Genomic DNA, 24,746 nt, shown 5'->3' with positions numbered 1-24,746 from the left:
CTCGCACGGACTGGCCGTGGCCTGAAGCCGCGGCCCCGAAGCACCTGGAGACGTTCATGTATCCGATCCGGACGACGTGGGCAGTGGTGCTGACCGCCGTGCTGACCTGGGCCCCGGCGTGGGCCGAGGAGCCTCCACACGAGGCCATCGAGCCCCCCGTGGCCGGAGTGACGCCACCTCCCACCGAAACGCCTCGGACGGGATGGCGCGTGATGGGCCTTCCGCTGGTCAGCTTCAACAGCGACGAGGGCTTCGGCTATGGCGCGCGGCTCATGTTGGTGGACGCGGGCGATGGCACCCAGCTGCCCTACCGGCATTCCGTGGTGGCTCAGTTCTTCCAGACGACGAACGGGGTGGCCCAGCACCGCCTCATCCTGGATTCGCCCCGCTTCCTCTCATCGGAGTGGCGCCTGGGCATCAACCTGGGCCTGCTCAACGACCGCTTCTCGCCCTACTTCGGGCTGGGAGGCACCGCGGCTTATGAGCCGGCGTTCGCCGGGTGCGAGGATCGCGAGGCGCTGAAGTCGGACCCGAATGCCTGTCCGGGCAACCCGGACTTCCGAGGCCTGCGCTACTACAGCTTCGATCAGCGCACCCTCCCGAGCCTGGTGCTGAACGCGCGCCGGCCGCTGAGCGGACCCTGGCAGGTGGCGCTGGGCTATCGCTTCCGCATCACCTCGGTGCGCACGCGTTACGGAACGGAAGAGCTGGGACAGGCGAGGGACTCGCGGCTGGTGGAGGATGCCCGGGCGGGGTTGATCTCGGGGCTGACTGGGAGCGAGGACGGGGCGACCACCTTCCGCACGGCGGAGGTATCGGCGAGCCTGCTGCTGGACACGCGCGACAACGAGCCTGCCCCAGTGCGCGGCATGTTCCACGAGCTCGCGCTGCGTGGAGCCGCCACCCCGACGGGAAGTGCCTCCAGCTACTGGGGGGTGACGGCCAACCTTCGCTTCTACCAACCGCTGTTCAGCGAGCGGCTCGTGGTGGCCGCCCGGCTCTTCCTCGATGTGATGGGCGGAGACGTGCCTGTCTTCCTGCTCACCTCGTTCGGCGGCGTGGAGTGGCTCGAGGGCTGGAGCGGCATCGGCGGCATGTACACCGCACGCGGCATCCTGAAGAACCGGCTACAGGGGCAGGCGAAGGCGCTGGCCAACGGCGAGGTGCGGTGGAAGTTCCTCTCGGTGTCCCCATGGCGGCAGCACCTGGACTTCACCGTCGTCGCCTTCCTCGACGTGGGACAGGCCTGGACGGACCTCCGCCTCGCGGATGGGGGCGATCCACGCTACGGCGTCGGTGGCGGGCTGCGCATCGCCTGGGAGAACGACTTCATCCTCCGCGTCGACTACGGCCTCAGCCCTCGTGACGGCACCACGGGCTTCTACCTGGACTTCGGCCACCTGTTCTGACCGCACCTCAGAGCTCGAGGGCGCGCTCGATCCGCCGGCGCAGCGCGTCCTCCGTCAGCATGCCCCGCTGCGCGTCCACCACCCGGCCCTCCCGGTCCAGGAAGTAGAGCGTCGGCAGCGCCGTCACCTGGAACACCGCCGCCACCTCGTCCGGGGCGTACACCACGTACTGCCCCAGCTCCGGCATGCGGCTCACCACGAACTCCTGCACGAACAGGGGCGCGTCCGGCATCTCGTCACGGCTCGCCGCCACGAACACCAGGCCCTTCCCCTCGTACTCCTTCGCCAGCTTGATGAGCGAGGGCATCTCCGCCTGGCACGGCGGGCACCACGTCGCCCAGAAGTCCAGCATCACCACCTTGCCCTTGAGGTCCGCCAGCGACAGCGTCCCCCCCTCGTACTTCTCCATCTTCACCGGGGGCGCCGCCATCCCGTCCGAGGCCAGCCGCTGCCGCATCGCCTCCTGCACGCCCAGGTACCCCAGGCCCGCCATACCCAGCAGGCCCGTCACCACCAGCAACACCTTGCTCCACCCATGGCGCGCCGGCGGCTGCCCCGCGCCCTCCTGCCCCGCTCCCGACTGCTGCCCGGCGTCCGTGTTCCGCTGCTCCGTCACGTGCTTCCGCTCCTCGTCGTCTTCAACACCCGGTGCACCTGCTTCAGCACCCGCCGGACTTCCCGCCTCACCCCCGGCCTCTCCACCACCCACCGCGCAACCCCTGGCCCATACCGATAGTAGACCCGGATGAATTCCCGTCCCCACCCGTGGCGGCGCAGCACCTCGTCCCGGAACTCCCGGAACGCCACCAGCTCCGGCGCGCCCTCTCCGAACGCCGCCGTCACCACGAAGCACGAGCTGGCCGGCGAAATCCACATCAGCCGGTTGTTCGTCAGGTTCACCACCGCCTTCAGCTCGCGCGCCTCGGTGTACAGGAAGACCAGCAGATCCCTTCGTGCCACCGGGAACTCCTCGCCACTCGCCTCCTCGAACTCGATGCGCGAGCTGCCCGAGCCCCGCACCTCGTCCACCGTGAAGAAGAAGCGCTTGGAGCTGCTCCTGTGCTCGATCTCCAGCCCGCGCAGCTCGCCGAAGTACGCCAGGAAGGGCGTGTTGCAGGCCGGACAGACGTAGCGGCGCGTCCCCGGCCCCGGCACGTACCCGAAGTCGTTGATGCGCTTGCAGCCCGTGTTGGGGCAGATGAGCTTCACCTGCGCCACTGATTCCTGCCTCGGGTCGTACCGCGAGGCCCCCGACGTCCGATCATACACCGGCGGGGCCACCGTCTCCTTCGTTCCGAGCGCCCGCGTGGGATGCGCCGCGCGCTCCAGCTCCAGCGCCCGCCGCCACGCCTCCTCCGCCCGCACCAGCCGCCCGTCCGCCGTATGGCACAGCGCCTCGCCATGCGCCCGCAGCGCCGCGAGGATGCGCTCCGTGGCCTCCCACCGCCCCGCGTCCCGCTCCACCGCCAGCCCCAGGGCCAGCACCTTCTCCAGCTCCGGCAGCAGCGACTCCGCCGCCTTGCGCGCCGGATCCTCCGCCCGGTGGTACACGGGCGGCTCCGGAATCCGGGCGAACAGCGCCAGCGCCTGGGCGCGCAACTGCTCCTGCGCCTCCTGCGCTCGCGGAAGGGACATCGACTCCGCCCTCTGCCGGGCGGCCTGGAAGAGCTCGTCGGGCTGCAAGGCCGCGCACATTAGAGGGCGCCCCGCCCGCTGTCAGCGACCAACCCACCCCCCCACCAGAAACTGGCCAGCTCCCCTGCCTCGGTGTATGAGGTGGTAGGAGGATGTGAACAATGGACTTCCTGAAGTTCCTGGTGTGGACGGGTTGCGCGGTGGGACTCGGGGTCTTCCTGGCGACCGGCAGCATCGAGGGGCGGACGCCACTGGAGTACGCGCAGCTGCAGTGGAAGCGCCACGTGCAGCCATCCGAGGTGGATCGCCAGGTGGACCGGGTGAAGGACGGCGTGCGCGACGCGCTCGACGACGCCAAGGACGCCGTCAACCGGACGACGAAGAAGGCCTCGAAGCAGATCTCGAAGCCAGCGGCGGCGGCGCCGGCACCGCGCGAGCGCATCACCAACGAGGATCGGGCGGAGATCGACCGCATCATCGCCCAGAAGAAGTAGCCTTCCCCACCCTCGCCGATCGCCCCGCTTCCCCTCCGGACTCCGCCTCCCTAGTTTCTCCCGAGGTGGGCTGGGTGGGAGGCGCGGGACGATGATCGGTGGACGGTGGTGGGGGAGTGTCTCGCTGGCAACGCTGCTGTGCACACTGGGCGCACCGGCGTGGGGCGCCCGGCATGGGGGAGAGCAGCCAGACCGGCTGTGGGTGGAGGCGGCGCAGCGCTCCGTGCGCGAGCAGCGTTCCGCCCTCAGTCAGGTGGCCCAGGCGTCCCTGCCCGCGGTGGTGTCCATCACCACACGTCAGGCGAGCACCGGCGCCGACATGGAGGGCGAGGCCCAGAAGGGCATCGGCTCGGGCCTCATCATCCATCCGGACGGTTACATCCTCACCAGCGCCCACGTCATCGAGGGCGCGGAGGACATCACCATCTCCGTGCTCTCCGAGCGCGGCTACCCGGAGGAGTACCCCGCCGAGGTGGTGGGCGAGGACGAGCGCACGGACTTCGCGCTGCTGAAGATCAAGGCCCCTCGGAAGTTGCCCGTGCTGAAGCTGTCCTCGGCCTCGCGGGTGGAGGTGGGGGACTTCGTGGTGGTGATCGGCAATCCGTTCGGATTGACGCACTCGGTGACGGCGGGCGTGGTGAGCGCCAAGGGCCGCACGGACGTGACGCCCAACGGGCGCGACGGCGACTTCGACTACATGCAGGTGGACGCCTCCATCAACCCGGGCAACTCGGGCGGGCCGGTGCTGGACGTGCACGGGGACGTGGTGGCCATCGCCAACGCCGTCAACGTGGCGGGCCAGGGCATCGGCTTCGCCATCCCGGTGGACATCGCCAAGGCGGTGCTGCCGCACCTGAGGAAGTACGGGCGCGTGCGGCGCGGGTGGATGGGAGTGTCCGTGCAGGACTGCTCCCCCGACGTCATCGAGGCCTATGGGCTGACGAACCCCAGGGGCGTGGTGGTGTCGGAGGTGATGGACGGCGGCCCCGCCTCGCGCGCCGGACTGCAGGTGGGGGACGTCATCGAGGGCCTGGACTCCGCCCGGGTGGATCGTGCCCACAAGCTGCGCTGGCAGGTGGCTTCCCGGGGAGTGGGCCGCAACGTGGTGCTCCGCGTCCGGCGCGGAGATCGGCCCCTGAAGCTGAAGGTCAAGCTCGAGGACATCCCCGGTGATACGGAGCCCGTCGCGCCCACCCTGGCGGGTCCCGCTCCGGCGGCCCACCCGGACGGAGAGCCCGCCACGGGAGGCAGCGGCCTTCCAGGGGAGGCGGACGGACAGGCGCCCGGCAGGAGCGCCCCCTCTCCTTGAGAATGGAAACGGGGGGTGCGCCCGCATCCCCGCCTGCCTCCTTGCGTTCCGGTACGGCCAGCGCTACAGACAGCGCCTTTGCACGCCCCGCGGGTCACACCCATGGTGACGCGAGGCACCGTTACGCAACAGGAGCATTTCCATGGCTGAAGCACAGAAGACGACCCTCAAGCACTGGCCGCGCGTGGCCAAGGGCGGTGGCAAGAAGGCCTGCAGCGTCGAGGGCTGCAAGCGTCCCTACCGCGCCAAGAGCTACTGCTTCTTCCACTTCAAGAAGTGGCGGCAGGGCGAGCTCCCGCACTCCCGTTACCGCACCTGCTCCAAGCCGGACTGCCGCGCCAAGACGTCCAAGGCCGGCCTGTGCGAGAAGCACTACGGCGAGGTCTACAAGAAGGCCGAGGCGGCCTAGCCGTTCGGGTCGGTACCTCGCGAGGGCGCTCCCTTCCCGGGAGTGCCCTTGCTCCCGCCCATCGCTCGTCCCAGGTGCTTGAAGGCCGTGAGCCACAGCTCCGCCTCGCGCTGGGTGAGCTCCGCACGCAACAGACTCCGCTCCAACTCACGCAGGATATGATCCGGTGCCTGCGGGTTGAGGAACTGCGCCTCCAGCATCACCTGGCGCATCCGATCGCCCAGCGCGCGCACCGTCCCCATCCTCGCGCCCTGCTGCTCCGGCGCGAGCGGCGGTGCCACCTCCTCCGCGGGCTTCCGGCCCTCGCGCGAGCACAGGTAGAGCAGCACCGCCGCCGCCTGCGCCAGGTTCATCGACGGCTGCACCTCGCTCGTGGGGATGACGAGCAGATCCGTGCAGAACGCCAGCTCCTCGTTGGACAGGCCCCGCTGTTCACCGCCGAGCACCAGCGCCACCCTCCCCCGCCGGCTCTGCTCGGCCAGCCGCGCCACCGCCTCCTCCGGGGTGAGGGCCGTGCGCCCCTCGATCTGGGTGCGAGAGGTGGTGCCAACCGCGTACACGCAATCCTTGAGGGCCTCGGGAAGGCTCTGGGCCACGGCCATGGCCTCCAGCACGGCGTCCCCTTTGACGGCCAGCCGCTCGGCGCCTCGGAAGGCGTACGTCCTGGGATCTGAGAGGATGAGGCGCGAAAAGCCGAAATTGGCCATCACCCGGGCCACCGAGCCGAGGTTCTCGGGTGATCGTGTCTGGTGGAGGATGACGGTCATGTTTCCGGCCGTGAGCATGCCTCCGAGTTTAGCTTTCCGAGTCAGACCCGCCCCGGTATATTCCCCATGATGCGTCGCTGGGTCGCTGGCCTGCTCCTCTCTCTCGTTACCCTGACCGGTTGTGGCGTCGGGGGTGCCCCCGTGCGCGCGTCTCCCGGCGCGAGACAGGCACTCACCAGTCCACCCGAGCTGCTCGAGTTCGAGAATCCTTCCACACGCCTGGAGCTGTTCCGCGAGGTGGCCCGCATCTCCGAAACGGAGGCGGGTCAGGCCGCGCAGGCGCCGGTTCTGTTCCCCATCACACAGAACGGGGAGCTGGTGGCGGCGCCGGGAGTCGAGGCGCGCACGGATCTGCTCCAGTCCCCGGACGCGGGAGCGCAGCTGCTGCTGAGCTTCGACGGACGGGTGGGTGAGCGCTGGCCGGAGGATCGCCGCGAGAGCCTGCAGGGCCTGTCCGAGCGCGAGGCGGCCGAACTGGTGGCCCGGACGCTGCTCGACCACTGGAAGATCAATCCCTCGGGAGTCGTGCAGGTGGACCGGGCCTCGGGCGCGCCGTACGCGGTGGCATACGTGGACGGCATGCTGCGCATCAATCCCGCGTTCCTGTACATGGCGGCGGCCCAAGGTCCCGCTTCCCTGCCGGGCGCGGTCCAGTAGAGTCGCGCCTCCTTCACGCCCCGTATCGGGGCCCGAGGCGCCTCTCGTGAACACCTCCGCACTCCACGCGCAGCTTCCGCATACGCTCCGGCAGGTGAACCTGCCGACCCTGGGCCAGCACTACCAGGGGAAGGTCCGTGACACCTACCGCCAGGGAGACCGGCTCATCCTGGTCACCTCGGACAGGTTGTCGGCCTTCGATCATGTGCTGACCACCATCCCCTTCAAGGGCGAGGTGCTCAACCGGCTGACGACGTTCTGGTTCGAGCGCACGAAGCACATCGTCCCCAACCACGTGCTGGACGTACCGGACGCGAACGTGACGGTGGCACGAGCCTGCCAGCCCTTCGCGGTGGAGGTGGTGGTACGCGGGTACCTGACGGGCAGCCTGTGGCGCGACTACCAGAAGGGGACGCACACCGCCTACGGGGTGCCCTTCCCGGACGGGATGCGCAAGGACGAGGCCTTCCCCGCGCCCATCATCACCCCGTCCACCAAGGAGCAGTACGGCAAGCACGACGAGCCCATCTCCGAGAAGGAGATCCTGGCGAGGAACCTGGCGAGCGCGCGCGACTGGGCCCGCATCACCGAGGCGGCCCGGGGGCTGTTCCTCGAGGGCCAGAAGTGGGCGCGCACGCGCGGGCTGATCCTCGTGGATACGAAGTACGAGTTCGGCAAGGTGGGCGACGAGCTGTACGTGATCGATGAAATCCACACGCCGGACTCGAGCCGCTACTGGGTGGCGGACGAGTACGAGGCGCGCTTCGCGAAGGGCGAGGATCAGCGGATGCTGGACAAGGAGAACATCCGCCAGTGGCTGATCCGCGAGCGGGGCTTCCAGGGCCACGGCACGCCGCCGGCGATTCCGGACGACGTGCGCGTGTCGCTGGCGGAGAAGTACCTGGCGGCCTACGAGCAGATCACGGGCACGCCGCTGGCGCTGGAAGTGGGAGACGTGCACGCGCGCATCGAGAAGAACCTGAAGGCGCGCGGCTATCTCTAGGAGAAAAGGCTCCTCACCCGCCCCCCTCTCCAAGTTGCACGGAGAGGAACCAGGTTCGACCCTCTCCCGCTGGGAGAGGGCCGGGGTGAGGGTACGAGGTGAACCCGGGTTCCCCCCGGTGCACCCCCAAGCCGGCTACTCGCTGCGGCCGAACACGCGCTGGAAGATGTCGTCCACGTGCTTGATGTGGTAGCCGGCCGAGAAGCAGTCCTCGATCTCCGCGGGCGTCATCACCTCGAGAAGATCCGCGTCCTCGAGCAGCGACTTCCGGAAGGACACGCCCTGCTCGAACATGCGCATGGCGTTGCGCTGGACGATGACGTACGCGGCCTGGCGGTCCATGCCCTTGCGAGCCAGCTCCAGCAGGAGGCGCTGCGAGTTCACCACCCCGCCGAGCAGATCCAGGTTCTTCTGCATCTGCTCGGGGTAGACGCGCAGGTTCTCCATCAGCCCGGAGAAGCGGTGGAGCATGAAGTCGGCGACGATGGTGGCGTCCGGACCGATCACCCGCTCCACCGACGAGTGGGAGATATCCCGCTCGTGCCAGAGCGCCACGTCCTCCAGGGCGCTCAACGCGTAGCCGCGCAGCAGCCGCGCCAGGCCCGTCAGGTTCTCCGAGAGGATGGGGTTGCGCTTGTGCGGCATCGCGCTCGAGCCCTTCTGGCCCGCGGTGAAGGGCTCCTCGGCCTCGCGCACCTCGGTGCGCTGCAGGTGGCGGATCTCCACGGCGAACTTCTCGATGCTCGCGCCCAGCAGCGCCAGCGCGGAGAAGAACTCGGCATGCCGGTCACGCTGGACGATCTGGCTGGAGGCTGGCGCGGGCGTAAGGCCCAGCTTCTTGCAGGCGTACACCTCCACCGTGGGAGGCAGGTGCGCGAACGTGCCCACCGCGCCGGAGATCTTGCCCACGGCGATGACCTCGCGAGCGCGGAGGATGCGGGCCTCGGCGCGGCGCAGCTCGTCGTACCAGATGGCCAGCTTGTGCCCGAAGGTGATGGGCTCGGCGTGGATGCCGTGGCTGCGGCCCATCATCACGGTGCGCTTGTGCTCGAAGGCGCGCTTCTCCACCGCGGCCATGGCACGGCCCACGCCCTGGAGGATGAGGTCCGCCGCGTCGCGCAGCGACATGCCCAGCGAGGTGTCCAGCACGTCCGAGGACGTCATACCCAGGTGAAGCCAGCGCGCGCTCGGCCCGATGCGCTCCTCCATGAAGGTGAGGAACGCGATGACGTCGTGCTTGGTGGTGCGCTCGATCTCCTCGATGCGGGCGGCATCGGCCTCGGTGAAGTCACCGGCGCGGGAGAGGCAGTCCTGAAGCGCCTCGCGCGGCGCGATGCCGTGCTCCACCATGCCCTCCAGCGCGGCCAGTTCCACGTCGCGCCAGCGGCGCAGACGGGCCACGTCGGTCCAGAGGGAAGACATTTCCTTGCGGCTATAACGCGGAATCACTCGAAGACCCTCACGGGGAAGTCCCGCTTCGCCGCGAACCGGAGCAGCTCCAGCACCACGTCCCTGGAGCCTCCCAGCTTGCCGGCGGCGGAGAGATTGACGGCGAGATCCAACCCCTCGGGCTGCGCGACGGCCAGCGCTCCGGGGTCGACCTTCTCGTGGATGATGCGGTTGGCCAGCCGGCCCGCCTGCTGCCCGATGGCGGTGGGGCTGGGAGCGAGGGCCAGGGTAGCGCCCTCCTTCACCTGACTGGGGGTGAGGCCCACCAGCGGCAGGCGTTGGGTGGTGGCGAAGGAGATGAGCTCCTGGACGACGGAGGCATTGCCCACCGTCTTGTCGGCCACCATCAGGAGCGCGTCCACCTTGTCCTTGGAGCCGGCGAGCACCTTGTCCGCCTTGCCCCGCGAATCCGCCGCGAGCGGCACGATGGACAGGCCGAGCGGACCCGCGGCCGACTGAGCCGCCTCCACGAGGCCGGTGGAGAAGCGCGGATCATGCAGGATGCCCACGCGTTTGGCGGAGGGAGCCAGGGACTGGAGGGCGGCCAGCTCGGGACGGAAGTCGCTGGTGAGCGCGATACCGGTGATGTTGGGGCCTTCCAGCCCGTACTTCTCGTAATAGGGCACCATGGCGAAGAGGACGGGGACGTCCTTGCTCAAGGTGCGGCGGGCGGTGTTGGCGGCCAGGGGCCCGATGGCGAGCACCAGGGCCGGCTTCTGAGCGGCGACGCGCTGGAAGGCCCGGGTGGCCGCCTGGGTGTTGTCCTCCAGCAGCACCTCCACCACCTCGGCGCGGACCTCGGCGCTGAAGCCGGCCACCACCGCCGCGTAGGGCGCGAGCCCGGCGGACTTCACCACCACCACGCGCGGGCGAGCCGGCTGCGAGGCGGCCACCAGCGGCACCCACAGCGCCAGCAGGACGAGCCACCCCCACCGCCTCATCGCTTCACTCCCCTGGCCCCTGGGGCCGAACCCGATGTGTCCCCGCTCTGCCGGGCCGCCGAGGAGCCCTGTTGGGAGACCTGACGCATCTTCAGCAACCCATAACCCCCCGCCGCGCCCAGGGCGAGCCCCGCGAGCGCCAGCAACACCAGCCGCACGGAGGAGGAACTCGAGCGGGACGACTTCAGCGCGGGCATGGGCGCGCTCCGGGGAGCAGCCTTGCCAGGAGGGGGAATCGAGGACCGGGACTCGGCACGAGCGACCGGAGCGGGAGCGGGAGTGGAAGCGGCAACAGGAGCCGGAGCCGGCGCGGGACGAGGCTTTGGGGCGGGAGCCGAAGCGGCGGGCCTGGCGCTCCCCATGATGGCGGCGAGCGTCGCCGAGTCGAGCGGCTGGGTCGCATCCGGAGGCTTCTGTTCCTCCTTCGCCTTCGCGGCCAACCGCTGCGCGATGCTCTCAGCGGACAGGGGCTCGGTGGGCCCACCGGAGACGTTGGGAATCTCCAGGGTGGGCGAGCTCCAGGTGGGGACCTCCAGCAGGGTCGCCTTGGAGGACTCGGGGGGAGGACCGCCCGCCACGACGGGCACCTGGATGGTCGGGGCGCCCAGGCTCGGCAGCTCCGACGTCGGCACGGGAGGAGGAAGCATGTCCGAGCGCGGAGGGAACGCCGTCGCCAGCTCGGCGGTGAGACTGAAGGGCACCGGATTGGGACGCGGACGGGAAGGGGCTGGCGTCTGCGCACCCGCCGAGGGCTTCGCCGAGGGAGCGCGCGGACGCGCCAGGGCCGCGGTGAACTCCGCGAGGAACTCGCCCGCCGTCTTGGGCCTCGCGAGCGGATTGGCGTTGGTGGCGCGCCGGTAGAGGGCCTCCAGACCGGGCGGCAGCTCGGGGTCGTAGGCCAGCAGCTCCGGCGCCTGTCCCTCGTCGGGCGTCTGACCGGTGAGCAGCTCGCCCACGATGACGCCCAGCGAGTAGAGGTCCATCCGCGTATCCAGCTCACGGCCCTCGGAGTACTCGGGGGCGACGTAGCAGGCCACGCGCCCGACCTTCTGGGCCTGGACGAAGGGCAGACGCGGAATCCCCAGCGCCAGCCCGTAGTCCGTCACCTTCAGCATGTCCGGCAGGACGATGATGTTCTCCGGCTTGAGGTCCGAGTGCGGCCCGTACTTATGGGAGCTGTCCAGGGCCTCGGCGAGCTGCGCCAGGAGGGGCTCCACCTCCTTGGGGGTGAAGCGCTGCCCCTGCGCCGAGCGCTGCTCGATCATCCGCCGCAGCGTCATGCCCTCCAGCAGCTGCGTGGTGAAGAAGGGCCGGTTGCGGTCCTCCCCCTCCTCGTAGACGCGCACGTGGTGGGGGTGGGTGAGCTTCTTGCCCGCGCGCAGCGACAGGGAGAACTGGGTGCGCTCCTCGGGCATCTGCACCAGGCGGGGGTTGATGATCTTCAGCGCGATCTCGACGTCCATCTCCTGGTCGAGCGCGCGGAAGACATGGCCGACGGGACCCGGTCCGATCACCTCGCGAATGGCGTAGCGTTTGGCGAAGACGTCCCCTGGCTTGTAGGGAGCCTCCACGGTCGCCCCGCGACGACGAGGCCCAGCCCCTGCCGCCGCCCCGGTGAGCTTCAGCCCACAGGTGCCGCAGGATTCATTGGCATCGGGAACATGGCTGCCGCAGCGGTAGCAGAGCAAGGCGGTCGGACTCCCGGAGGTGGGGGGCAGTTGCGGGGCCTCCAGAAGGCACCCGCAGCCGTCTTACCGCGCCGCGCTGACAATCGGCAAGGAACGCCGGGTCACCGTCCCGTCGAGCCGAAACCGCCCTCTCCCCGCTCGGTGGTTTCCAGTAGCTCCAGCTCCAATAGGGACACCCGAGACACGGGTGACACCACGAGTTGGGCGATGCGCTCGCCGCGGCGAAGCGTGAAGGGCTCCTGGGAGAGGTTCACGAGGAGCACCTTGACCTCTCCGCGGTAGTCCGCGTCCACCGTCCCTGGCGAGTTCAGCAGGGTGATGCCGTGACGCAGCGCCAGTCCCGAGCGGGGCCGGAGCTGGGCCTCGTAGTCGGGAGGCAGGGCCAGCGCCAGGCCGGTGGGAACCGCCGCGCGCTCCATGGGCCCGAGGGTGAGCTCCCCATCGATGTCCGCCCGCAGGTCCATCCCCGCGGCGAGGGCGGTCTCATAGCGCGGCAGGGGCAGCGGCTCCGGGTGGGTGCGCACGCGGCGGACCCTCACGGTGACAGGTAAGGACATATCCGACAAGGTAGCACCGTGAGACGGACAGGCCAGCTTTCAGGCGGGAGCAAAGCAGAACGCCCTCCTCCGCCGGAGCGAAGAGAGGGCGTTCCGTGAGCCCTCCCCTCTCCCTCTGGGAGAGGGAAAGGGTGAGGGTATCCGTCACCGTGTTCTCGAATCAGGCCTTGGCGCCCGGCTGGGTGGCCTCGGGGGACGCGGCGGCGGGGGTGGCCTCGGCGGCGGGGGCGGTGCCCTGCTGAGAGGCGGCGCGCTCGGCCATGGCCTCCTTGCGCGACAGGCGGATCTTGCCCGTCTTGTCGATGCTGACGACCTTCACCAGCACCTCATCGCCCTCCTTGAGCACGTCCGACACGCTCTTCACGCGCTTGTCGGACAGCTCGGAGATGTGGATGAGGCCGTCGGTGCCCGGGAACAGTTCCACGAAGGCGCCGAACTCGGCGATCTTCCGCACCGTGCCCGTGTAGATCTTCCCGATCTCCGCCTCGCGCGTGAGCGCCTGGATCATCGCGATGGCCGACTTCACCGAGTCCACGTTGGAGCTGGCGATGTCCACGCGGCCCGAGTCGTCGATGTTGATGACGGCACCCGTGCGGGCGATGATGTCCTTGATCACCTTGCCGCCCGGCCCGATGACGTTCTTGATGAACTCGGGGCGGATCTGGATGGTGGTGATGCGCGGCGCGTAGGCGCTGATCTCCTTGCGCGGCTCGGCCATCGCCTTGAGCATCTCGCCCAGGATGTGCAGACGGCCCTGACGCGCCTGCTCCAGCGCGCGGCTCATGATCTCCGTGGTGAGACCGGTGATCTTGATGTCCATCTGGATGGAGGTGATGCCCTTCGAGGTGCCGCACACCTTGAAGTCCATGTCGCCCAGGTGGTCCTCGTCACCGAGGATGTCCGAGAGGATGGCGACCTGGTCCCCCTCCTTCACCAGACCCATGGCGATGCCGGCCACGGGCGCCTTGATGGGCACGCCCGCGTCCATCAGCGACAGCGTGCCGCCGCACACGGAGGCCATGGACGAGGAGCCGTTGGACTCGAGGATGTCCGAGACGAGCCGCACCGTGTACGGGAACTTCTCGCTCGCGGGCAGCATGTTGCGCAGCGCGCGCTCGGCCAGGGCGCCATGGCCCACCTCACGCCGGCCGGGGCCGCGCAGGGGCTTGGTCTCGTTCACGCTGAACGGGGGGAAGTTGTAGTGCAGCATGAACTTCTTGAAGGACTGGCCGCTGAGCAGCTCCAGCCGCTGCTCGTCCTCGGAGGTACCCAGCGTCGTCACCACCAGGGCCTGCGTCTCGCCACGGGTGAAGATGGCGCTGCCGTGGGTGCGCGGGAGCACGCTCACCTCGCAGGTGATGTTGCGCACCTCGGCGTGACCACGGCCACCGATGCGGCCACCGTTCACCGTCAGCGTGCGCATGTGCTCGTACTTCAGGTCCTCCACCACCTGCTTGGCGTGCTTCTCCACCTGGGAGGTGTAGCCCTCGCCCAGCTGCTCCTTGAGCTTCGCCAGGGCCTCCTTCTTGGCCTTGGAGAGCGCCTCGTAGCGGGCCGCCTTCTCCTTGATGGTGTAGCCGTTGACGATGCCGTCCCAGGCCAGCTCACGAACCTTGGACTTCAGGTCCTCGGCCACCGCAGGGATGCGGTCGTAGTTGCGCACCGTCTTGTTGAGCGCGCGCCGCAGCTCGTCCTGCAGATCCAGGGCCGGCTGTGCCGCCTGCTTGCCGAACTCGAGCGCGGCCATCATCTCCGCCTCGCTCACCTCCTCGGCACCGCCCTCCACCATCACGATGGCCTCGCGGCTCACGGCCATGACGAGGTCGATGTCGGACAGCTCGCGCTGCTTGAGCGTGGGGTTGGCGATGAGCTTGCCGTCCACGCGGCCCACGCGGATGCCCGCGATGGGGCCGTTGAAGGGGATGTCCGACACCCACAGCGCCGCCGAGGCGCCCGTAATGCCGTGGATATCACCCTCGTGCTCCGGGTCCGCGGAGATGACGCTCGCGATGACCTGGGTCTCGTAGGCGTAGCCGTCCGGGAAGAGCGGGCGGCAGGAGCGGTCCACGATACGGCTGGCCAGCGTCTCCTTCTCCGTCAGGCGCCCCTCGCGCTTGAAATAGCTGCCGGGGATGCGGCCGGCCGAGTACAACTTCTCCTGGTACTCCACCGTGAGCGGGAGGAAGTCCACGTCCTTCTTCTCGCGCGCGCTCACCGCGGTGACGAGCAGCATGGTGTCGCCGTAACGAACCACCACCGAGCCGTCCGCCTGCTTGGCCATGTGGCCGGTCTCGATGGTCAGCTCGGTGTCGCCAATCTTGACGCTCTTCTTCAAGTGCATATCCGTCTTGCCTCGTACTTCCTGGGTGGCCCCGTGGACGCGTGCCCTGCCTTTTCCAAAAGGTGAGGGCCCACGCGCCTCGATGCGAGGCCTGTGGGGTTGATGCGGTCACCGGGCCTGGAACAGGCGGATACGGGCAACCGCGACTTGACTGCGGTGGGGGCGCTTCGGAAGCGCCGGCAGGGATGCGTCGGAGCTTTGATCCCTGATCGCGCGGGCCGACCCGGCTGCACCACCGGTCGGCCCGTCCGAACGGAAACCAAAACCTCCGTCCACATCACGCCCTTGCCTCCTCCCTCGCCCCTCCTCTTCGCTGGACTGAGTGCTGCGTGCTGCAACTGCCTGGAACGACTCGGGGCGCTGCCCTGAGAGCCAGCGCCCCGGTTGACTGCGGGCCTACTTGCGGATGCCGAGGCCCTCGATGAGCTTCTTGTAGCGGTTGGTGTCCTTGCTCTTCAGGTAGTCGAGCAGGCGGCGACGCTGACCCACCAGCTTGAGCAGACCGCGGCGGGAGTGGTGGTCCTTCTTGTGCGTCTTGAAGTGCTCCGTGAGCATGGTGATGCGCTCGGAGAGCAGCGCCACCTGGACCTCGGGGGAACCGGTGTCCGACTCGTGGGTGCGGAACTTCGCGACGACCTCTGCCTTACGGTCCTGATGCAATGCCGACATGTTCTTCCTTGGCTTCTGTCCCGCTCCGGGGTGGGGTACTGCGGTTGCCACGGTCCGCGGAGGGGTACAGACCGGGCTTCCTCCTACTAACGAATCGGTGGCTTATAAGCATCGCCTGTGCGGGCGGTCAACCTTAAGCGCCCGGCCGTACGCCTGGAGACGGACGGGAGAGACTGAAGAGGATGAGGCGCCCTCCAGTCGACAGTCCCGTCCCCCCGGAGGACAGATCCACCAGAGAGGGCTCGTCCAGCGCCACCTGCACGAAGAGGCCTCCGGTGACGGGCTGATCTCCCGCGAAGTGCTGGCGCAGCAGGGGGTAGAGGCGCAGGAGCGTTTCCAGGATCTCCCCCACCGTGGTGTTGGCGGGCACGCCGAGGGTGACCTCGCGCCGCCCCTCGAAGAGAGCCCTCAGGGAGGGTGGCACCACCACGGTGACGTCGAGGGCCGGGGCCACGATGGGCTGTCAGACGAGCACTCGCAGGTAACGCAGCCGGCCGCGCACCACCTCGGCCACGGCGAGCAGCGCGCCCGAAGGGTCCACCACGCGCACGCGGCCCGGATGGGCGGGGGCCTCCACGGGGACACCATGGGACACCCGCGCCGCGTCCTCCGCGCTCACCCTCACCGCGGGCAGGTCGGTCAGGGCCTCGGACACCGGCAGCAACCGCTTCGCCAGGGCCTCGGGCTCCCGAGCCAGCGCGGCCAGGTCCGCCAGCGGCAGGGAATGGGCCAGGGTGAAGGGGCCGCTCGTGGTGCGCCGCAGCGCCTCCAGATGGGCCCCACAACCGAGCGCCCGGCCGATATCGTAGGCGAGCGTCCGGACGAAGAAGCCCTTGGAGCAGCGCACGGACAGACGGAGCTGGTTGGCGTTGAAGTCGCGCAGCACCAGCTCGTACACCGTCACCTGACGGCTGGCGCGCTCCACCTCCTCGCCGGCACGGGCGAGCTCGTACAACCGCTTCCCGCCCACCTTCACCGCCGAGTACATGGGCGGCACCTGCTCGAAGGAGCCGCGGAAGCGCCCCAACACCTCCTCGAGCACCGCCGTGGTGAGGGAAGGAACCGGCGCCTCGGCCACCACCTTGCCCTCGGCGTCCTGGGTGTCCGTCTCCGCGCCCAGACGCACGACGGCGTCATAGGCCTTGTCGCCCTCGGTGATGAAGCCGGCCACCTTCGTCGCCTCGCCCAGGCACAGGGGCAGCACCCCCGTGGCCATCGGGTCCAGTGTGCCGGTATGGCCCACCTTCTTCACCTTGAGCAGACCCCGGACCTGCCGCACCACGTCGAACGAGGTGGGCCCCTTGGGCTTATCGATGACCAGGACGCCGTCCATGCTCGCTACCAGCCCTCCTTCTCCTTCACCTCGCGCAACAGCCGCTCGATGCGGTCACCCCGCTCCAGCGACTCGTCGAAGGTGAAGAAGACTTCTGGCGACACGCGCAGGTTCACCGCCTCGGTGATCTCCCGACGGATGTAGCCCTTGGCGGCCTCGAGCCCCTTCTGGGTCTCCTTGCGCTCCTGCTCGGTGCCCATCATCGAGTAGTAGACGCGTGCCGTCTTCAGGTCCGGCGACACCTTCACGCCGGTGATGGTGATGAAGCCGATCCGCGGATCCTTCAGCTCGCCCCGGGTGAGCATCCTCCCGAGGGCCACCTGGATCTCCTGGCCCACGCGCTCCGGCCGATTGCTGGTACTCATTTCTTCTCCCAATCCCTCGGGTTGCGCAGGCTGCGAGCACGAGCCCGGGCCTCCTCCAGCGACACCGACCCCTTGGAGTCCGAGCCCCTTGCTGGCCGACGGCTCTCCCGCCCGTCGTGCCGACGCTCCCAGTCTGCCATCCCCTCGGCTTCGGCCATGGAGCGATCTCCACGACCCATCCCGGCGATGAGCTCCTCCAGGTCCGCCTCCGGCCCCGCCTCCTCGCCGTCCTCCCCACCTTCCTCGTCGAACTCCTCCGACTCCTCTTCCCGCGCGGTCCGCTCGGCCGACAGGGGACGTCCGGGCGTATAGAGCCTATCCCCAAAGGCCATGATCTCGGTCTGTCGGGAGATGAGCGGCGCCACGTACATCTCCTCCACGAAGTGGATGATCTTCTCCATCTGCTCGTCGACATGACGGCGGTCGTTGCCCACCACCGCCAGCGCGAGCGTGGCCTTCTGCCACAGATCTTGATCATCGACCTCGGCCACCGCCACGTTGAACCGGGCCTTCACCCGGTCCGTTATCCGGCGGAGAACCTGCCGTTTGGCCTTGAGGGAACCACTCTCCGGAATCTGCAGGGTCAGACGCGCGACACAGACGAACATGACACAAAACCCTCGTCCCGGTGACCGCGCCTGGAACGGCGGGCCACCGGGAACATCCCGGTGGTGGAAGACAGCGGCCGGAGAGGGACTAGCTCAGGCTCGGCCGCGTCTCCTCGATCTCGTAGGCCTCGATGATGTCGCCCGGCTTGAGATCGCTGTAGTTCTCGATGCCGATACCGCACTCGAAGCCCTGGGCGACTTCCTTCACGTCGTCCTTGAAGCGACGGAGCGAGGCCATGCGGCCGGAGAACAGCTGCTTGCTGTCGCGCAGCAGACGGACGAAGGCACCACGCTTCATCACACCGTCGAGCACCGCCGCACCGGCGATGGTGCCCAGCTTCGGCACGTTGAAGGTGTTGCGCACCTCGGCGCGACCCAGCTTGCGCTCGGTGCGGATGGGCTCCAGGAGGTCCTCCATGGACTTCCGCACGCCGTCGATGAGCTCGTAGATGATGCTGTACGTCTGCAGCGTCACCTCCTGAGCCTTGGCGGCGGCCTCGGTGCCGGACTCCGGCTTGACGTTGAAGCCCACGACCATGCCCTTGGAGGCGGCCGCACGCATCACGTCGCCCTCGGTCATGGCGCCCACGCCCGAGTGGATGACCTCCACGCGGACCTTGTGGGTGGAGAGCTTCTGGACGGCCTCCTTGACGGCCTCGGCCGAGCCCTGCACGTCCGCCTTGATGACGAGCCGCAGCTCCTTGGGGCCACCCCCCGCCTTGGTCTTGGCGAAGAGCTGCTCGAGCGTCTCGCGGTTGCTGGCCTTGCCCAGCTCCGCCTCGCGGTCCTTCATGGCGCGGTGAGCGGCGATCTCCTTGGCGGCCTTCTCATCGGCCACCGCGTTGAGGGTGTCACCCGCGGTGGGCACGCCGGACAGACCGATGAGCTCGGCGGAGTAGCCCGGGAGCACTTCCTTCACGGACTCGCCACGGCTGTTGTTCATGGCGCGCACGCGACCGAAGTGGGTACCGGTGACGACGGCATCGCCCACCTTGAGCGTGCCCTCCTGCACCAGCACCGTGGCCACGGGACCGCGGCCCTTCTCCAGCTTGGCCTCGATGATGGCGCCCACCGCCGGACGGCTCGGATTGGACGTGAGCTCGAGCACCTCGGCCTGCAGCGCGATGTTCTCCAGCAGCAGGTCGATGCCCATCTTCTGCTTGGCGGACACGGGGACCATGATGGTCTCGCCGCCCCACTCCTCGGGCACGAGCTCGTGGTTGGCCAGGTCCTTCTTCACGCGGTCCGGGTTGGCGCCGGGCACGTCCATCTTGTTGATGGCGACGACGATGGGCACCTCGGCGGCCTTGGCCTGCTTGATGGACTCCACCGTCTGCGGCATCACGCCGTCGTCGGCGGCCACCACCAGCACCACGATGTCCGTCACGTTGGCGCCGCGGGCGCGCATGGACGTGAAGGCCTCGTGGCCCGGGGTATCCAGGAAGGTGATGTCACCGCGCGACGTCTTCACCGAGTAGGCGCCGATGTGCTGGGTGATGCCACCCGCCTCTCCGGCCGCCACGTTGGCGGCGCGGATGGCGTCGAGCAGGCTCGTCTTGCCGTGGTCGACGTGACCCATGACCGTGACCACCGGCGGACGGGCGCGCTCGTCCTCGGGACGCGCCTCCACCTCGGGCAGGAAGTCCTCGACCTCGAAGCCGGCCTTCTCCACGCGCCAGCCATAATCGGTGGCGAGCAGCTCGGTGGTCTCCGAGTCGATGATCTGGTTGGCCGTGGCCATCTTGCCCAGGCCCATCAGCTTCTTGATGAGCTCGGCGGTGCGCACACCCATGCGCTGCCCCAGGTCGGACACGGAGATGCCCTCCTGGATCTTGATGACCTTCTTCTCCTCGGCCATCTGGGTGATCTGCGTCTTGGCGCCCTTCTTGGTGGGCTTCTTCTTCTTGCCGCGCACCGGGATGGTGACGCGACCCCACACCAGATCGGAGATCTCCTGCTTGGACGGACCGCCCTCGGCGGCCGAGGTCCCGCGCTTGCCGCGCCCGGCCTTCTCCTTCTCCTTGTTCTTGGAGACGTCGACGAGCTCACGGCCGCGACCCAGGTGATCCGGGACGACCTTGTACTCGCGCTTCTCGCCGATGGCGCTCTTGCCCGGCGCCATGGGGTACTGCTTGCCCTGGCCACCGGTGGGCGTCACCCGGCGGACCTGGATGAGCGGACGCGAGATGACGACGGCCTGGGTGGCCGTGGGACGCAGCGAGCGCGGATCCTGCGCGACCTGCTGGTGGGGCACGCCGCCCACCATGACCTGCTGACCCGTCGCACCCGGAGTGGCGCTGGCCTGAGCACCCGCCGACGAGGCACCCGGAGAGGAAGGACGCACCGGACCCGAGGACGGGCCGCTGCGCTGGTACTGGCTGGGGCCACCACGCTGGTACTGGCTGGGACCACCGCGACCCTGCTGACCGGGACCACCCGGACGACCCTGCTGGCCGGGGCCACCGCGACCCTGCTGACCGGAACCACCCGGACGACCCTGCTGGCCCGGACCACCGGGACGGCCGGAACCCATACCGGGCCCACCCGAGGAGGGACCCCGGTGGGGACCAGAAGAGGGATGCGAAGGCGTCCGGACAGAAGGTGGGACCGCCGAAGGCGGGCGGGTAGACAAGCTGGGTGACTCCTTGACAGAGGAAGGCGGCTGAACAGGGGCCGCCGGAGGCGGGGTGACGGCCCGCGGGGGTTCCGCGGCCCGAGGCACCTCGGGGGAAACAGGGGAAGGCGGCGCCGCGGGGCGCGAAGGCTCCGCGGCGGCAACGGGCTGGGCCTCGGCACGAGGTGCCTCGGCGACAGGGGCCGCAGGAGGCTGCGTCGTGGCGGGGCGCGGAGGCTCCGCGACGGCCGCAGGCTGTGCCTCGGCACGAGGAGCCTCGACCGGGGCGGCCGGCGCAGCGGCCACGGCGGCCGGAGCCTCCGGGGCAGCGGCGGGCGCCGTCGGCGCGGCGGCACGCGACTCCTCGACGGGAGCAGCGGGAGGTGGCGCCACGGCGGCCGGAGCCTCCGGGGCGGCGGGTGCCGCCGACGCGGTGGCACGCGGCTCCTCGGCGGCCACCGACTGCGCGGAGGCGGACGAGGTCTCCTCGGCCGTATCGCCGGCCGAAGGCGTGCTCGAGGGGGCCTTGCGGCGCACCACGAAGCCCTTCGCCGCAACCGGCGGCGTGGCCTGCTTGGGCTTGCGCTTGTCCAGGATCTTCTGGACCGCGGCAGTGGCCTGGTCGTCCTCAAGCGAAGACGAGTGGCTCTTGACGTCGTAGCCGAGCCCGACGAGCTCGGTCACGACCTCTTTGTTATCGAGCTCGACCCCATGGTCCTTGAGCTCCTTGGCAATTTCGTGAACGCGCTTCTTCGACATACCTTGCTTGGCCTTTTGCTCCGCCGGCTACCGGGCGCAGCACCCTAATCCAAAAATGTGTGCGAGTGGTGCTAACACCCACTCCCCCCGGCCGCTCCACCCTGTGCCGGGCCCGACTCCAACGCCTGTCCCAAGGCCGACGGGTCGACCGCCCCCGCCCTCCCCCGGAAGGCTCTGGCAAAGGCCTTCCGCTTCACTGCGGCCGCCAGGCAACCGGCCCCACAGAGGTAGGCACCCCGACCGGGGAGCTGCCTCTTCCTATCCACCACCACCACGCCCCCTGGGCCCACCGCCAACCGGGTGAGCTCCTCCTGGACCCGCCTCCCGCCGCAGCCGATGCAGCTTCGCACCGGTCCGGCGTTGGCCGGGAGTTCTTCTTTTCTTCTAGTACCGGAACGAGCCTTCAGGCGCATCCCCCCTGCCGTCCAAGCAAGCTTACGACCTCACCCCGACCCGATTAAGCACCCGCCGGCTCGGCGGCCTGGGCGGACGAAGCCCCGCGCTCGGCGTTGAGCTCCGCCCGGAGCCGGGCCTCCTCCACCAGATAGTTCTCCGCCGCGCTCTTGAGCTGGCGGGCCTTCTTGATACCCACACCCGGCACGTCACCCAGCTTCGCCAGGTCCTTCTCGTTGGCGAGGTCCTCCACCGTCTTGTACCCGGCCAGGGTCAGCTGCTCGATGGTCTTCTCGCCCATGCCCCTGACGCGGGCCAGGCGCTCGGTCTGACTGAGCTCGTCCGGATGACGGCGGGCCTCGGCCTGCCGGGCCTGCTCGCGCTCGCGCTCCATGCGCGACAGCTCCGCCGCGTCCAGCGACATCTGCTTGCGGGCTTCTTCCTGCATCGCGGGGATGCGCGCCGGATCCATGCCCGGAATCTGGCCCAGCATCTCCGGATTCGCCTCGGCGATGTCCTTGGCCTGACGGAAGCCATGGGCGTACAGGGTCTCCACCAACATCTCGTTGACACCCGGAAGGGCGCCCAGCGAACGGTTGGCGAACTCACGCATCTCGCGAACCCGGCTCTCGCTGTTGATGTCCAGCTTCCAACCGGTCAGCTGCGCCGCCAGCCGCACGTTCTGCCCGCGACGGCCGATGGCCAGCGACAGCTGGTCATCCGGCACGATGAGCTCCATGGCGTGGTTGGCCTCGTCGATGATGACGCGGCTCACCTCGGCCGGAGCCAGCGCGGCGCACACGAAGCGCGCCGGATCCTCGTCGTAGGGGACGATGTCGATCTTCTCGCCGCGCAGCTCCTGCACCACCGCCTGCACGCGGCTGCCCTTCATACCGACGCAGGCGCCCACCGGGTCCACGTCCGCGTCCCGGCTGGAGACGGCGATCTTCGCGCGTCCGCCCGGCTCGCGCGCCGCGGCCTCGATGACCACGATGCCCTCGGCGATCTCCGGAACCTCCATCTCGAACAGCTTCGTCAGCAGGTTGACGGAGGCGCGGCTGAGGACGATCTGTGGGCCCTTCGACTCGCGCAGCACGTCCAGCACGTAGGCCTGGACGCGGTCGCCGGCGCGGTACGTCTCGCGCGGCACCTGCTCGCGCACCGGCAGCACCGCCTCGGCGCGACCCAGGTCCACGATGATGTTGCCGCGCTCGAAGCGCCGGGCGATGCCCGTGACGATCTCGTTCTTGCGGTCCCGGTACTCGTTGAAGACGTTCTCGCGCTCGGCGTCGCGGGTACGCTGGAGGATGACCTGCTTGGCCGTCTGGGCCGCGATGCGTCCGAAGCCGCGCCGGAACGTCTTCAGCCGGAGGATGTCCCCGTACTGATCGTCCTGCGCCTTGGCCTCCGCCGCGTCCTCGTCACGGTAGAAGATCTGGAACACGAGCTCGTCGCCCGGCTCCACCTCCATGCCCTTCTTGTGCGCCTCGTCGAGGGAGATCTGATTCACCGCCTGAACGGGATCGGTGATGGCCTCCACCACGGTGATGGCCTGGAAGAGCTCCACCACGCCCTTCTCCGGGTCGTACTTGGCCTCGAGGTTGCGCTCCTGGCCGAAGTGCTTCTTGGCCGCGGTCGTCATCGCGTCCTCGAGCGTGGTGATGAGCACGCTCCGGTCGATGCCCTTGTCCTTGGCCACCTGGTCCAGGACGAGGTTGAGGTTGATGTTGGGGTTGGCTGGCGTGGGCATCATCTTCTCCGAAAGGATCCACGGGTGCGCCCGCGCGAGGACGCACCCTGTATGTGGACTGCTAGAACTCGAACTCCAGGTTGGCCTTGGCGATGTCCTTGAAGGGAATGCGGAAGCTGCCCGCACCTTCCACGTCCACGGAGATGGCGTCGGCCCCCACCTCGGTGAGCGTCCCGGAGAAATTCTTGCGCGGCGGCTCCCCGATGGGGCCGAAGGTCTTCACCTTCACCTTCTGGCCCTTCACCCGCTCGTAGTGCGCGGGCTTCTTCAGGGGACGGTTCACCCCGGGGCTGGAGACCTCCAGGTTGTACTCGTGGGGAATGATGTCCTCCACGTCCAGCACCGTGTCCACCGCACGCGAGACCTGCGAGCACTCGTCCAGACCTACCCGCCCACCCGGCTTGTCGATGAACAGGCGGAGGACCCAGCCCTCGCGCTCGCGGACGAACTCCACCTCGAGGAGCTCCAGCCCCTCGCCCGCAACGAGGGGCTCGAGCAGCTCCTGCGCCCTTGCCTCCACCGATTGCTTGATGTTCTCCGCCATAGGCCGCTTGAAGACTCCGGACTCCAAAAACGCGAAAAGCGGGCGCGACGGCCCACTTTTCGAGGAACTGCATCGAAAAATGTTCGGCGGCGTCCGTAACACACGCCCCCTTGGGGTGTAAAGGATGACGCACCCCTTGTCCTGCCATCCAACAGTCCTCCCGGGGGTAGGGATTCCCAGGGTTTCCGTGGACGGAGACCGGTTATAACGCCCCCATGCACCTCATTGCCGCAGCCCAGATGGTGTCCACCGCGGACAAGGCTCACAACCTGGAATCGGCCACCCGGCTCGTCCGGCGTGCGGCCGACCTCGGAGCGCGCCTGGTAGGCCTGCCCGAGAACTTCAGCTGGATGGGTCCCGAGGCCGAGCGCTCGGGGGCCGCCGAAACCCTCGAGGGACCCACCCTCTCGCGCATGGCGGAGCTGGCGCGCGAGCGTCGCATCACCCTGCTGGCGGGCTCCATCCTGGAGAAGGGCGCGCCCGGCGGTCGCCTCTACAACACCACCGTCCTCTTCGGGCCGGACGGCTCGCGTCTGGCCGTGTACCGGAAGATGCACCTCTTCGACGTGGACGTGGGCGATGGCACGCCCTACCGCGAGTCCGAGGCCGTGGCCCCGGGCACCGACGTGGTGGTGGCGGACACGGAGGTGGGCCGGCTGGGCCTCTCCATCTGCTACGACCTGCGCTTCCCCGAGCTGTACCGGCGCCTGGCGAAGGACGGGGCCACCCTGCTCGCCGTGCCCGCCGCCTTCACCCTCATGACGGGCAAGGACCACTGGGAGGTGCTGCTGCGCGCGCGCGCCATCGAGAACCAGTGCTATCTCTTCGCCCCCGCCCAGGGAGGGCGGCACTCGCCCCAGCGCGTCACCTGGGGCCACGCCATGGTGGTGGACCCCTGGGGACTGGTGACGGCCCGGGCCTCCGAGGGAGAGGGACTCGCCGTGGCGCCGGTGGACCCCGACCTGCTCGCCCGCATCCGCAAGAATCTGCCCTGCCTGCAACATCGACGACTGGACTGAACCGGCCGAGCACATGTGACCGGGCCGTTGGGT

24 protein-coding genes are annotated in these 24,746 nt (G+C 69.1%); 7 read left to right on the top strand and 17 right to left on the bottom strand.

Annotated features, from left to right (window positions below):
* Nucleotides 1–56 precede the first annotated feature (56 nt).
* The gene (omp85, locus tag JQX13_RS28825) at nt 57–1,409 is read left to right on the top strand and encodes an Omp85 family outer membrane protein (RefSeq protein ID WP_203402695.1); all 1,353 of its coding nucleotides are present in this window, start codon (nt 57–59) and stop codon (nt 1,407–1,409) included.
* A 7-nt stretch (nt 1,410–1,416) separates the two neighbouring features.
* Here the strand turns inward: omp85 and JQX13_RS28820 are convergent, their stop codons facing one another.
* Nucleotides 1,417–2,025: a TlpA family protein disulfide reductase gene (locus JQX13_RS28820; RefSeq protein WP_343211017.1), complete on the bottom strand. Its 609-nt coding sequence runs from the start codon at nt 2,023–2,025 to the stop codon at nt 1,417–1,419.
* Nucleotides 2,022–3,092: a CFI-box-CTERM domain-containing protein gene (locus JQX13_RS28815; RefSeq protein ID WP_239013913.1), complete on the bottom strand. Its 1,071-nt coding sequence runs from the start codon at nt 3,090–3,092 to the stop codon at nt 2,022–2,024. Before JQX13_RS28815 ends, JQX13_RS28820 begins: the two co-directional genes overlap by 4 nt.
* A 113-nt stretch (nt 3,093–3,205) precedes the next feature.
* On the opposite strand from JQX13_RS28815, the gene JQX13_RS28810 reads away from it, so the two are divergent.
* The 3 genes from JQX13_RS28810 (at nt 3,206) to JQX13_RS28800 (ending at nt 5,256) form a co-directional block, all read left to right on the top strand.
* The gene (locus JQX13_RS28810) at nt 3,206–3,538 is read left to right on the top strand and encodes a hypothetical protein (protein WP_203402693.1); all 333 of its coding nucleotides are present in this window, start codon (nt 3,206–3,208) and stop codon (nt 3,536–3,538) included.
* Between the two features lie 91 nt (nt 3,539–3,629).
* Nucleotides 3,630–4,847: a S1C family serine protease gene (locus JQX13_RS28805; RefSeq protein ID WP_203402692.1), complete on the top strand. Its 1,218-nt coding sequence runs from the start codon at nt 3,630–3,632 to the stop codon at nt 4,845–4,847.
* Between the two features lie 142 nt (nt 4,848–4,989).
* Complete coding sequence (locus JQX13_RS28800; RefSeq protein ID WP_203402691.1) at nt 4,990–5,256, top strand: vegetative protein; 267 nt, start codon at nt 4,990–4,992, stop codon at nt 5,254–5,256.
* Here JQX13_RS28800 and JQX13_RS28795 read toward each other — a convergent pair.
* A complete protein-coding gene (locus tag JQX13_RS28795; protein ID WP_203402690.1) occupies nt 5,253–6,041 on the bottom strand; it encodes an RNA methyltransferase in 789 nt (262 codons plus the stop codon). The two genes, JQX13_RS28800 and JQX13_RS28795, sit on opposite strands and share 4 nt — an antisense overlap.
* A 48-nt stretch (nt 6,042–6,089) precedes the next feature.
* Here JQX13_RS28795 and JQX13_RS28790 point away from each other — a divergent pair, with 48 nt between their 5' ends.
* Nucleotides 6,090–6,680 (top strand): hypothetical protein, encoded by a 591-nt coding sequence (locus JQX13_RS28790; protein WP_203402689.1) that lies wholly within the window; start codon nt 6,090–6,092, stop codon nt 6,678–6,680.
* A 46-nt stretch (nt 6,681–6,726) separates the two neighbouring features.
* Entirely contained in the window at nt 6,727–7,683 is a 957-nt protein-coding gene (locus tag JQX13_RS28785) for a phosphoribosylaminoimidazolesuccinocarboxamide synthase (RefSeq protein ID WP_203402688.1), read from the top strand.
* 135 nt (nt 7,684–7,818) lie between these two features.
* Here the strand turns inward: JQX13_RS28785 and purB are convergent, their stop codons facing one another.
* The 14 genes from purB to rimP form a co-directional block, all read right to left on the bottom strand.
* Nucleotides 7,819–9,132: an adenylosuccinate lyase gene (gene purB, locus JQX13_RS28780; RefSeq protein ID WP_203402687.1), complete on the bottom strand. Its 1,314-nt coding sequence runs from the start codon at nt 9,130–9,132 to the stop codon at nt 7,819–7,821.
* On the bottom strand, nt 9,129–10,073 hold the full coding sequence (locus JQX13_RS28775) for an ABC transporter substrate-binding protein (RefSeq protein WP_203402686.1): 945 nt from the start codon (nt 10,071–10,073) through the stop codon (nt 9,129–9,131). The genes purB and JQX13_RS28775 overlap by 4 nt, the downstream gene beginning before the upstream one ends.
* The gene (locus JQX13_RS28770; RefSeq protein WP_239013912.1) at nt 10,070–11,644 is read right to left on the bottom strand and encodes a serine/threonine protein kinase; all 1,575 of its coding nucleotides are present in this window, start codon (nt 11,642–11,644) and stop codon (nt 10,070–10,072) included. The genes JQX13_RS28775 and JQX13_RS28770 overlap by 4 nt, the downstream gene beginning before the upstream one ends.
* Before the next feature lie 218 nt (nt 11,645–11,862).
* A complete protein-coding gene (gene dut / locus JQX13_RS28765) occupies nt 11,863–12,318 on the bottom strand; it encodes a dUTP diphosphatase (RefSeq protein ID WP_203402684.1) in 456 nt (151 codons plus the stop codon).
* 160 nt (nt 12,319–12,478) lie between these two features.
* A complete protein-coding gene (pnp, locus tag JQX13_RS28760) occupies nt 12,479–14,659 on the bottom strand; it encodes a polyribonucleotide nucleotidyltransferase (protein WP_203402683.1) in 2,181 nt (726 codons plus the stop codon).
* A 396-nt stretch (nt 14,660–15,055) separates the two neighbouring features.
* Nucleotides 15,056–15,328, bottom strand: coding sequence for a 30S ribosomal protein S15 (gene rpsO / locus JQX13_RS28755; RefSeq protein ID WP_203402682.1), 273 nt, complete (start codon nt 15,326–15,328; stop codon nt 15,056–15,058).
* Nucleotides 15,329–15,461: 133 nt separating this feature from the next.
* Nucleotides 15,462–15,782, bottom strand: coding sequence for a hypothetical protein (locus JQX13_RS28750; protein WP_203402681.1), 321 nt, complete (start codon nt 15,780–15,782; stop codon nt 15,462–15,464).
* A gap of 9 nt (nt 15,783–15,791) precedes the next feature.
* Complete coding sequence (truB, locus tag JQX13_RS28745; protein ID WP_203402680.1) at nt 15,792–16,661, bottom strand: tRNA pseudouridine(55) synthase TruB; 870 nt, start codon at nt 16,659–16,661, stop codon at nt 15,792–15,794.
* A 5-nt stretch (nt 16,662–16,666) separates the two neighbouring features.
* A complete protein-coding gene (gene rbfA, locus JQX13_RS28740) occupies nt 16,667–17,026 on the bottom strand; it encodes a 30S ribosome-binding factor RbfA (RefSeq protein WP_203402679.1) in 360 nt (119 codons plus the stop codon).
* Entirely contained in the window at nt 17,023–17,634 is a 612-nt protein-coding gene (locus tag JQX13_RS28735) for a DUF503 domain-containing protein (protein WP_203402678.1), read from the bottom strand. The genes rbfA and JQX13_RS28735 overlap by 4 nt, the downstream gene beginning before the upstream one ends.
* A gap of 88 nt (nt 17,635–17,722) precedes the next feature.
* Nucleotides 17,723–21,007 carry a translation initiation factor IF-2 gene (infB, locus tag JQX13_RS28730; RefSeq protein WP_203402677.1) on the bottom strand — a complete coding sequence of 1,095 codons (3,285 nt, stop codon included), beginning with the start codon at nt 21,005–21,007 and terminating at the stop codon, nt 17,723–17,725.
* A gap of 71 nt (nt 21,008–21,078) precedes the next feature.
* Nucleotides 21,079–21,420 (bottom strand): DUF448 domain-containing protein, encoded by a 342-nt coding sequence (locus JQX13_RS28725; protein WP_203402676.1) that lies wholly within the window; start codon nt 21,418–21,420, stop codon nt 21,079–21,081.
* Nucleotides 21,421–21,464: 44 nt separating this feature from the next.
* The gene (gene nusA, locus JQX13_RS28720) at nt 21,465–23,150 is read right to left on the bottom strand and encodes a transcription termination factor NusA (RefSeq protein WP_203412250.1); all 1,686 of its coding nucleotides are present in this window, start codon (nt 23,148–23,150) and stop codon (nt 21,465–21,467) included.
* 61 nt (nt 23,151–23,211) lie between these two features.
* Nucleotides 23,212–23,694 carry a ribosome maturation factor RimP gene (gene rimP / locus JQX13_RS28715; protein ID WP_203402675.1) on the bottom strand — a complete coding sequence of 161 codons (483 nt, stop codon included), beginning with the start codon at nt 23,692–23,694 and terminating at the stop codon, nt 23,212–23,214.
* 215 nt (nt 23,695–23,909) lie between these two features.
* On the opposite strand from rimP, the gene JQX13_RS28710 reads away from it, so the two are divergent.
* On the top strand, nt 23,910–24,713 hold the full coding sequence (locus JQX13_RS28710; RefSeq protein WP_203402674.1) for a carbon-nitrogen hydrolase family protein: 804 nt from the start codon (nt 23,910–23,912) through the stop codon (nt 24,711–24,713).
* Nucleotides 24,714–24,746 lie beyond the last annotated feature (33 nt).

Origin of the sequence: Archangium violaceum, from assembly GCF_016859125.1 — a bacterium.
GTDB classification, from domain to species: Bacteria; Myxococcota; Myxococcia; order Myxococcales; family Myxococcaceae; genus Archangium; species Archangium violaceum_A.
This window is presented reverse-complemented; position numbering and strand designations above follow the sequence as displayed.

Excerpts from the sequence above, each read along its gene's own strand:
- dut (WP_203402684.1), bottom strand. The coding sequence starts at position 12,318 with ATGTCCTTACCTGTCACCGTGAGGGTCCGCCGCGTGCGCACCCACCCG.
- JQX13_RS28775 (WP_203402686.1), bottom strand. The coding sequence starts at position 10,073 with ATGAGGCGGTGGGGGTGGCTCGTCCTGCTGGCGCTGTGGGTGCCGCTG.
- truB (WP_203402680.1), bottom strand. The coding sequence starts at position 16,661 with ATGGACGGCGTCCTGGTCATCGATAAGCCCAAGGGGCCCACCTCGTTC.
- JQX13_RS28795 (WP_203402690.1), bottom strand. The coding sequence starts at position 6,041 with ATGCTCACGGCCGGAAACATGACCGTCATCCTCCACCAGACACGATCA.
- JQX13_RS28735 (WP_203402678.1), bottom strand. The coding sequence starts at position 17,634 with ATGTTCGTCTGTGTCGCGCGTCTGACCCTGCAGATTCCGGAGAGTGGT.
- pnp (WP_203402683.1), bottom strand. The coding sequence starts at position 14,659 with ATGCACTTGAAGAAGAGCGTCAAGATTGGCGACACCGAGCTGACCATC.
- JQX13_RS28710 (WP_203402674.1), top strand. The coding sequence starts at position 23,910 with ATGCACCTCATTGCCGCAGCCCAGATGGTGTCCACCGCGGACAAGGCT.
- JQX13_RS28800 (WP_203402691.1), top strand. The coding sequence starts at position 4,990 with ATGGCTGAAGCACAGAAGACGACCCTCAAGCACTGGCCGCGCGTGGCC.
- rbfA (WP_203402679.1), bottom strand. The coding sequence starts at position 17,026 with ATGAGTACCAGCAATCGGCCGGAGCGCGTGGGCCAGGAGATCCAGGTG.
- JQX13_RS28725 (WP_203402676.1), bottom strand. The coding sequence starts at position 21,420 with ATGCGCCTGAAGGCTCGTTCCGGTACTAGAAGAAAAGAAGAACTCCCG.
- nusA (WP_203412250.1), bottom strand. The coding sequence starts at position 23,150 with ATGCCCACGCCAGCCAACCCCAACATCAACCTCAACCTCGTCCTGGAC.
- infB (WP_203402677.1), bottom strand. The coding sequence starts at position 21,007 with ATGTCGAAGAAGCGCGTTCACGAAATTGCCAAGGAGCTCAAGGACCAT.
- JQX13_RS28805 (WP_203402692.1), top strand. The coding sequence starts at position 3,630 with ATGATCGGTGGACGGTGGTGGGGGAGTGTCTCGCTGGCAACGCTGCTG.
- JQX13_RS28790 (WP_203402689.1), top strand. The coding sequence starts at position 6,090 with ATGATGCGTCGCTGGGTCGCTGGCCTGCTCCTCTCTCTCGTTACCCTG.
- rimP (WP_203402675.1), bottom strand. The coding sequence starts at position 23,694 with ATGGCGGAGAACATCAAGCAATCGGTGGAGGCAAGGGCGCAGGAGCTG.
- rpsO (WP_203402682.1), bottom strand. The coding sequence starts at position 15,328 with ATGTCGGCATTGCATCAGGACCGTAAGGCAGAGGTCGTCGCGAAGTTC.
- JQX13_RS28810 (WP_203402693.1), top strand. The coding sequence starts at position 3,206 with ATGGACTTCCTGAAGTTCCTGGTGTGGACGGGTTGCGCGGTGGGACTC.
- omp85 (WP_203402695.1), top strand. The coding sequence starts at position 57 with ATGTATCCGATCCGGACGACGTGGGCAGTGGTGCTGACCGCCGTGCTG.